This is a genomic window from Streptomyces sp. NPDC096132 (assembly GCF_044763345.1).
In the GTDB taxonomy this organism is placed as follows: domain Bacteria; phylum Actinomycetota; class Actinomycetes; order Streptomycetales; family Streptomycetaceae; genus Streptomyces.
Map to the genome: position 1 here is coordinate 22,199 of NZ_JBIWGA010000056.1, position 7,869 is coordinate 30,067.

Below are 7,869 nucleotides of genomic sequence, written 5' to 3' on the forward strand. Positions count from 1 at the left end.
GTCGTCCTCTGACAGATGTGGAGGGGGAGCGCCCGGTCAGTTCTCGCTGGTGGCGATGTAGCGGCCGTGCCAGGTGTGGTCCCACACGGTGCCGGTGGAGGCGTTGACCGACAGCATGCCGCTGACCTTCCCGGAGCGCAGGGTGTGCAGGGTGTAGTAGCCGGGGTATGCCTCGGCCGCTCCGACAATCAGGTCGCTTCCCCGGCGGCGCAGCCATTCCTGGGCGCGATCCTGGGCTTGGCCGGGGGAGACACGGGTCTGGTCCCGGCCGCGGTGGTGCATGCCGTAGCCGGTGTTCCACATCATTGCCGGACCGTACTCGATTCCGGTGTCGCCGTCGGCCGGGTCGACGAGGATCTCGGTGGCCGGTCTCCCTTCGAGGGTCTCCAGCTCCGCGTAGAAGTTCTTCGAGAACTGCATGACCTCGCCGACGCGCAGGCCGAGCAGGTCGGCGAAGGCCTCGGCGCGCTGTCGGGCCTGGTCCAGGGTCTCGACCGGGCTGCCGTCGCCGGGCAGCCAGTAGTGCCCGCCCATCATCCCGGGACCCCACGAGCAGTCATCACGGCCCATCATGCCCGGCCCCCACGAGTCCCAGTCGTCCCAGTCGTCGTCCGGCGTGCCCGACCGCCGGCAATCGCCGTTGGCAGAGCTGGTCCAGGCGGCCGCCGCGTGAAGGGACGTGCCACTGGAGGTGCTGTCGCCTGCCGCGCATCCGGCGGCCGCCGTGCCGGCCAGCGCGAGGGCCGCCAGGACGGTGGCGGTCCGCCTGCTCCCGCTGGGCATGGTCATCACCCTTCCCGACTCGTTCCTCCTTGCGACCGCCCTCCCGGGCGCCGCAGGGCCTGTCCCTTTCAGGCTCGCTCCGGCGGCAGGACCCACCCAGGGCCATTCGGATCCGACCCGTGCACCGAACGGCCCATGGCGTGCCGACGCATGCGCCGGCCGCGCAGCCCCCTTCGGGCGGTCGGACGAGGACGGTTCGCGGCTGATCGCAGACGGTCACGCGAAATGATAAATTGCAAAATTTCGCAATTGGCACCGGATCAGGAGATGGCCTCCGTCTCGAACGCCCTGCGGACGTCGCCCCGAGGAGAGACAGGACCCTCGGGGCCGTACCCGAGGCGGATCACCATCTGTGCGTGGGCGGTTCGGGCGTCCGTCGACGAGTCGAGCCGGCGGCGCAGGTCGGGCCATTCCGGCGCCTGATGCAGAAGCGATGTCCGGATGCCGTGGACGGTGGCGACCAGCAGCACCCGCTGGAGGGCCTGACCCGCCCGCAGCCAGTCCGCCCTGCGATCGTGCATGGTGGAGAGTACGGCGATGGCGGGCCGTCTCTCGAAGGTGCGGGCGGACAACCCGCCGGGCGTCCGGTGAGCGCCGAAGTCGCGCATGGGGACGACCTCCCGGAAGTCCTGCGGGCCGAGGGCTTCCGGTGGCATGCCGAGGCCGCCGCCGTCCTTCGCCCGCACCCAGCGGCGGCTCTCCGCGGCTCGGTCGTGATCGGTGACGTTCCGGTGCTCCGCCTCGCGGGTGAGCCGGAGAAGGCGGTCGGCATCCGTGGGGGAGAAGTGGGTCAGCGTGGCCCCTTCGGCCTGGGCCGCCTCGGTGAGTTCCGCGAGCGCCGCCGCGGGCAGCAGTCGCTCGGAGAACGGGAATCGGCTGCTGTGCCGGCGCCAGACGGCGTCGTAGAGACCGGGGAAGGACCCCCGGGCGGGGCCGCCGAGTCGTACGGCGGCGAGCAGGTCGGGCCGGTCGGGGGAGGGCAGCAGTCGGGTCACCGGCTCCCAGCCGAAGTGCGTGCTCGCCACCCTGAGGTTGAACACCGCGCAGCCGACCGAAAGGTGCAGGGCACGGCCGACCGGGTCGGTGTGGCGCAGGCCCCGGTCCGTGTGCGCATGGATGCGCAGCATGACCGTCTCCGCGTCGAGCCGGAAGCGCCAGGGCTGGGTGTTGTGGATCGAGGGAGCTGACACAGCGGCGGAGACCATCGTCTCCAGGGTCTGGATGTCGAGGACGGCGGAGGACATCGGGGGCTCATCCCCTCACTCTGCTGAAGGCGACGCCGGTATCGGCGGTCGTCTCAGCGTCCCGTGCGGGATGTCCTCGAGGCAGAGGCCGTCCGGCCCATCGGGCGGTCCCGATGGGCCCGTTCATCACTTGGTCCGGGGTTGGCCGGTGTCGGGCTGCACCAGGTGGGAGGCAAGGACTGCGGCCGGGGTGTCCTCGGGCTCGGCGCGCAGCGAGCGCATCAGCCGGGCCGTGGTCGCGGGGTCCAGCATCGACTGGCGGTGTTCGCCGATCACCGTGATGTCGGGCTCGGAGGCGGGGTTCTGCTCGGTGAAAGTGCGTGGCTCCGGCACGGCGACCCCTCGTTCCCCGGCGGATGCCGATCATCAAGCGGGGGGAGGGACGCGGATGCGGCTGATGACGTCCTCGACCTGCGTGCAGTCGTTGTGGTGCCGCCGGTGACCAAGAAGGCCGGGGGCCGGCCCTGTCCGTCGCAGGCGAGGTGGATTTTGCTGGTTCCTCGAGCCCCCTTTGGCGGCCGCGTGCTGGTGGACCCGCACGATCGTGGAGTCGACCGCGACCAGCCAGTTCACCTCCGCCCGGCTCTGCACGGACGACAGGATGCGGTCAAAGGTGCCGTCGGCGGCCCAGCGTGCGAACCGTCCGCGGACCGTCTGCCACGGGCCGAACCGCTCGGACGGACCCCTCCAGGGCAGGCCGGTGCGGACTTTGAACACGATGCCCTCAGTACCTGACGGTGATCCCGCCACCGCCCACGAGCCCGGCCCACGGGCGGCAGCAACGGCGCGATGGCCGCCCACGCGGCGTCAGAAATCTCCCCAGCCCTCACAACCAGACCAACGATCCGATGATCGGAAAGACACCGCTGGGCCGGTCGTCGCGGGGCTACCGGCCGGGCCCCGATGTGCTGACGTCTGCGAAGGTCTTCCAGAGGGTGACGAGCGCAAGCAGCTGTGCCAGGAAGAACGCGATCGTGGCGAAGCGCATCTGGTAGACGTAAGCGACGAGACTGGCATTGGTCGGCCAGTAGCGGCGCTCGTTCTGGAAGGTCTGCAGATCCATCATCAGACCCGTGCACGTCATCACCGAGCCGAATGCGGCGATCTGGCCGATCAGCTGGGGCACGGTCCCGCCGACGGCTTGGACGATGAGGAAATCGGCCGTTGCCGGGATGGCGAACGCGAGCGTGACGAAGAGCGCCTTCGTCGGCCCGTGACGGCCCGGCAGATCACGCCACAGCGCCCCGAGGAAGAATCCCCCGACGATCCAGAAGACCTGCCAGTAGAGGATCTCGACCACGATCCAGACGAACCCTGCTGCACCCTCCGCGTACACCATCCAGGAGTCGCCCTTCACGGCTTCGACCCAGTACAGCAGGCCGGTCGCGGGCAGGCCGATGAGACACGCGTTGACGGCCCCCCTGCGAGCATTGCCCCACCACGTGGCCATCGGGCCACAGGCGAAGGGAAGATCGGCGGGTCTCACTCCTGCCGGCAACGCCTGGTCCATTCGGTCGATCTCGGCCTCGATCGACTGCCGCTCGGCGGAACGCTCCCCCAGGTTCGACGTACTGAGCTGACTCAGGCGGGTCTGGCGTTCCCTGAACCGGCGCGCCAGGCGCAGCACGTCGGCCCTGTCGGTCAGCGAGATCGTCCTTCCCAGCGGTGCGTTGTCGGCGAACGGCTGCTCCAGCACGGAGAAGTGAGAGCCCAGGACGAGTACTCCCCAGGCCGTGCACAGGCACAGCACCAGGGTGAGCGCGTATGCGGAGAAGCCGAAGTAGTACGTGCCAGGTGCGAAGGTGATGGCGAAGAGGGCCACGAGCAGGAACTTCTCCGCAGGCGCGGGTGTGAACGCCCCCTGCTCGTGCTGTTCGACCCGGCAGACCCGCAGGACGCCCAGCACGGGCAGCGGCGCCAGGATGCTGACGACGACCAGCAGCGGATCCAGAACGTTTACCGGGAAGGTCAACCACCATGAATCGAGCTCTGCCACCCACATCTCTTGAAAATCAGGCGAGCGCGGGTCGGCGAGCCAGCTGATTCGCTCCCAGTAGCGGTCAAAGGCGAGGTAGGCCCACAGGACGGTCGCCGTCGCCGCTGCAAGGGCGGCGGCGACCATCATGCGAGTCGGGATCCGAGTCTCTCTGATCAGCAGCATCCGCTGCCCTGCTGCGATCATGCCGATCCAGCACACTGCCGTCAGTGCGGTGCAGGCCACGGCTGCCACGGTCCAGCCCGGAGTGGACAGGAACTGGTCGGCTGTGGGGAGCAAGGTGAAGTCAAACATCTCCGACACCACGTACCAGCCGAGTACGCCCAGGACGACTCCGCCCACACTGAAGAGGAGGCGCTTCGACCGGCTGCCGAACAGACACAGCACAGGCCCGAGGAACGCCAGGACGAACACCGCGACCGTCGGTTCGTAGTTGTGATGCCAGCCCACCAGATGCTGGAACCACCGGTAGACGTTGTCGTTCATATAGACGAGCACGCCCAGGAACATCAAAAGGAGCGCCCACCACCGCAGGTAGTGCAGCGCCCTCGACTCTTCCGGCGTCGTCGTATCGGCGAGACTGCGCCTCAGCCGGCGACCCGCGACAAGCAACAACGCACCTGAGGCGGCGTACCAGAACGCTGCCGAGGCGCTATACCAGCCCCACGTCTCCCAGACCTGCCAGGTTTCTTCCGGCGAGGTCGTGATGAAGTCCCAATACTGCACCGTGGGTGGGCGGAAAGTGACCGTGGGATTCTGGTCCGGCTCTTTGTGTCGCCAGCTCAGTCTCGTTCCGCCTTCGCCGAAGGCCGGCCGAGGGGTGGCCGTCAGGGCGCCCCGTCCGCCCAGGTCGACCTGCACCCTGTCCCAATCGGCGCCCTTCAGGGCAGGAGAAGGACGCAACGCGATGCGCCAGTTCTGCTTCGACACCGTCAGCACCCAGGGGCCGACAGCGTCGGAGGAGCTGAACTGGACCCACGTGGCAGCCTCGTAGTGAACCTTGACCCTCTGGCCGTCGGCCTTCACCCTGACCGGCTTGAACCGAAACTCGTAATCACGGAAGTCGTACTGATTTTGTAGGGGTTTGGCCACCAGGCACGCCAGCGCAGACCGATAGGCCGGCGAATGGGCGTCCAGGAGCAGGTCGGAGGAGCGAGTCCAAGCGGCGGGCACGCTGATGTCCATGATGCTCGTGACCATGCTGAAGTCGTTGCCGCGGTGTTTGAACTCAGCCAGTGCCGTTACCTCGGCCGTCTCGAGCTGGTTGGCTCGGCAGTCCGTCGGGGCATCCTCGACAGCGTCGGCCCTTCCCATCGCGGGCAGAGCGAGGCAGAGAAGCAGCACAAGCACACACAGACGGCGGGACGCGGACCAGCCAGGACGGATCACCGTCCGAGGATCCCCGGGCTGACCGCGCGCGATGCCGTGCGATACGCCGACGCGCCGACGGTTCCACCCCAGCGGTCGAGGAGAGGAGGCGCGCCGCCCGGGTCCGGCAGGCGCCCTCCCGGTCAACGCTGGTGGGACGCCGGGTGTCGCGTCCGTACGAGGGCGCGGTGAGACGGAGGTCGGCAGGATGGCGGGTGTTCCGCGACAGCGTGGGCAGGGCGAGCTGGAGACGCTGGTGCTGGCCGCGCTGCGGGCGGCCGAGGGCCGGTCATGGCCGGCTGGGTACAGGAGCGGCTCGGCGGCGACCTCGCGTACACCACCGTCATCACCATCCTGACCCGCCTGCACGCGAAGGGCGCCGTGGCGCGGGAGCGGGCGGGCCGGTCGTTCGAGTGGACGCCGGTCGCGGACGAGGCGGGTCTCGCCGCGCTGCGGATCAATACACCTAGGGAGTGTCTTGGCGATCATGTGTCGGGCCAGATGAGTGTGCTGGCCAGGGTGACGGCGGCGAGGTAGCGGCCGGGCTGTTTCTCATAGCGGGTGGCGATGCCGCGCCACTGCTTGAGGCGGTGGAAGCAGCGTTCGACGACGTTGCGGCGGCGGCAGACGGCCTTGTGGAAGCCGCAGGGCCGTTCGCGGCGTCGACGGCGGCCCGCGAGCTGGTCGACCCGCTCGGGGATAGTCGCCTCGGGGATAGTCGCCTTGATTCCGCGTCTGCGCAGGTAGGCGCGGAAGGAGCGGGCCGAGTAGCCCTTGTCGGCCACGACTCGCTGCGGCTGGACGCGAGGCCGTCCCGGCCCGGGCCGCGTGACACGGATGGTGTCGATGACCGCTTCGGCCTGGGTGCAGTCGTTGCGGGTGCCGGCCGTGACCGTGAAGGACAGCGGCCGGCCCCGCCCGTCACAGGCCAGGTGGAGCTTGCTGGTCAGCCCGCCGCGGGAGCGTCCGAGCCCGCGCTGTTCGAGCCCCCTTTGGTGGCGGTGTGCTGATGGGCCCGCACGATCGTGGAGTCCAGCGCGACCAGCCAGTCCACCTGAGCCCGCCCCAGGGCCGCGGCCAGGAGCCGGTGCCGGGCGCGTCTTGCGAGCTCGCGTTCAGTCATGGGGGTCTCCTAGGGACGGGAGACCCACCTGTCAATAACGTCCGTCAGTTTTAGACCTAGGACCGACGGGCTCCACTCACGCGGCACCGCTGCGTTTGGTGTCCACCGTCGGCTCGTCCGTCGGCCCGCCACGGTCGGTGAGGTCGAAATCCACGTCCACGACACCCTCGACGGCACGGACCAGCCGTGCTGCCACCGGCACCAGCGAGTGGTCCCGGACCCGGCCGACGAGCCGCACGGTGCCGTCCCGCACCTCCACTCGTACGCTCGAGTCCGGCAGCGGGAACAGGTAGGACACGACCTCGCGCCGTACCTCCTCGGCGATCTCCTCGTCGGTGCGGAGGAAGACCTTGAGCAGGTCGGCACGGCTGACGATGCCTTGGAGCATGCCCACGGCGTCGACGACGGGGAGCCGCTTCACCTTCGCGTGGGCCATCGTCCGGGCGGCCTGGGCCAGTGTGGCGTTCGCGTGGACGGTGAGCGCGGGAGACGTCATGAGCTCCTCGGCGGTCACGCCGCCGGCCTTCGCCAGATCGGAGAGGCGGCGCAGCTGGGTGTACCGGTCCGGGTCGCTGTCGCGGAACTCCTCCTTGGGCAGCAGGTCCGCCTCGGAGACGACGCCGACGACCCGGCCCTCGCCCTCGAGGACGGGCAGGGCACTGACCTTCCAGTCCTGCATCAGCCGCACGATCTCCTTGAAGGTGGCCTTACGCCCGATTGCGGCGACGGTGTGGGTCATGACGTCGCTGACGATGTGCGGGGTGCCGTGCATGACGTGCCTCCCTGGCCGGGCCGGGACCTTCCAACGTCAGCGTGTACCCGCTCGTCGGCGCGCTCCATGGGCCAGATGGTCCAGTGATCGGGCCGCTCGGTACCAACCAGGTGGTTTCGGCACGCCACAGAAGAGCGCGCGGCAAGACCTCACCGGCCATCTCGCCTGCGGCCAGGCGGAGTTGGGGCTGCCTGGACCTGCCGCACCGGGACCATCGGGACCTGTGCGGGCCCGTGTGGCCGCTGCCCTGATCCGGCATGGCGCAGAAGCATCCTTCGCGGATCGACTCATCCGCAGCGACTTGCACAAGGAGCACAGCCATGCCCAGGACTTCAGCGGCTGGTGACCGAGCGGCGCCCCGGCCCGAGGCGGCACTCGGACTTCCGGCCGCGTCCGCGCTCGTGATCGGGACCATCATCGGCACCGGAATCTTCGCCCTGCCGTCCGCCCTCGCCCCGTACGGGCCTCTCTCGCTGGTCGCCTTCGTCGTGGTGACCCTGGGCGCGCTGGCGCTCGCGCTGACCTTCGGGGCGCTGTCGAAGCGGGTGCCGGCGAGCGGTGGGCCGTACGTCTACGCCCGGGA

6 protein-coding genes and 3 pseudogenes are annotated in these 7,869 nt (G+C 69.4%); 2 read left to right on the forward strand and 7 right to left on the reverse strand.

Going from position 1 to position 7,869, the window contains the following annotated elements:
- Nucleotides 1–36: 36 nt before the first annotated feature.
- From ACIRF9_RS50810 to ACIRF9_RS50830, 5 genes and pseudogenes are all read right to left on the reverse strand, one after another.
- A complete protein-coding gene (locus ACIRF9_RS50810; RefSeq protein WP_403837230.1) occupies nt 37–789 on the reverse strand; it encodes a hypothetical protein in 753 nt (250 codons plus the stop codon).
- Nucleotides 790–1,043: 254 nt separating this feature from the next.
- The gene (locus tag ACIRF9_RS50815) at nt 1,044–2,027 is read right to left on the reverse strand and encodes an Acg family FMN-binding oxidoreductase (protein ID WP_403837231.1); all 984 of its coding nucleotides are present in this window, start codon (nt 2,025–2,027) and stop codon (nt 1,044–1,046) included.
- Nucleotides 2,028–2,210: 183 nt separating this feature from the next.
- A pseudogene (locus ACIRF9_RS50820) lies at nt 2,211–2,285 on the reverse strand (DNA-binding response regulator); the annotation flags it as partial.
- A 108-nt stretch (nt 2,286–2,393) separates the two neighbouring features.
- Nucleotides 2,394–2,828, reverse strand: coding sequence for a transposase (locus ACIRF9_RS50825; protein WP_403837232.1), 435 nt, complete (start codon nt 2,826–2,828; stop codon nt 2,394–2,396).
- 85 nt (nt 2,829–2,913) lie between these two features.
- Complete coding sequence (locus tag ACIRF9_RS50830; RefSeq protein ID WP_403837233.1) at nt 2,914–5,373, reverse strand: DUF6185 family protein; 2,460 nt, start codon at nt 5,371–5,373, stop codon at nt 2,914–2,916.
- Nucleotides 5,374–5,599: 226 nt separating this feature from the next.
- Between ACIRF9_RS50830 and ACIRF9_RS50835 the strand changes: the two are divergent.
- Nucleotides 5,600–5,928: pseudogene (locus tag ACIRF9_RS50835) on the forward strand (BlaI/MecI/CopY family transcriptional regulator).
- Here the strand turns inward: ACIRF9_RS50835 and ACIRF9_RS50840 are convergent.
- Together ACIRF9_RS50840 and ACIRF9_RS50845 are read right to left on the reverse strand one after the other, a co-directional pair.
- Nucleotides 5,877–6,508: pseudogene (locus ACIRF9_RS50840) on the reverse strand (IS5 family transposase); the annotation flags it as partial. The pseudogenes ACIRF9_RS50835 and ACIRF9_RS50840 overlap by 52 nt on opposite strands.
- A gap of 82 nt (nt 6,509–6,590) precedes the next feature.
- Nucleotides 6,591–7,286, reverse strand: a complete 696-nt coding sequence (locus ACIRF9_RS50845) for a CBS domain-containing protein (protein WP_403837234.1) — start codon at nt 7,284–7,286, stop codon at nt 6,591–6,593.
- A 401-nt stretch (nt 7,287–7,687) separates the two neighbouring features.
- Between ACIRF9_RS50845 and ACIRF9_RS50850 the strand changes: the two genes are divergently transcribed.
- A partial coding sequence (locus ACIRF9_RS50850) for an amino acid permease (protein WP_403837235.1) occupies nt 7,688–7,869 on the forward strand: 182 nt, incomplete at its 3' end.

Excerpts from the sequence above, each read along its gene's own strand:
- ACIRF9_RS50810 (WP_403837230.1), bottom strand. The coding sequence starts at position 789 with ATGACCATGCCCAGCGGGAGCAGGCGGACCGCCACCGTCCTGGCGGCC.
- ACIRF9_RS50815 (WP_403837231.1), bottom strand. The coding sequence starts at position 2,027 with ATGTCCTCCGCCGTCCTCGACATCCAGACCCTGGAGACGATGGTCTCC.
- ACIRF9_RS50845 (WP_403837234.1), bottom strand. The coding sequence starts at position 7,286 with ATGCACGGCACCCCGCACATCGTCAGCGACGTCATGACCCACACCGTC.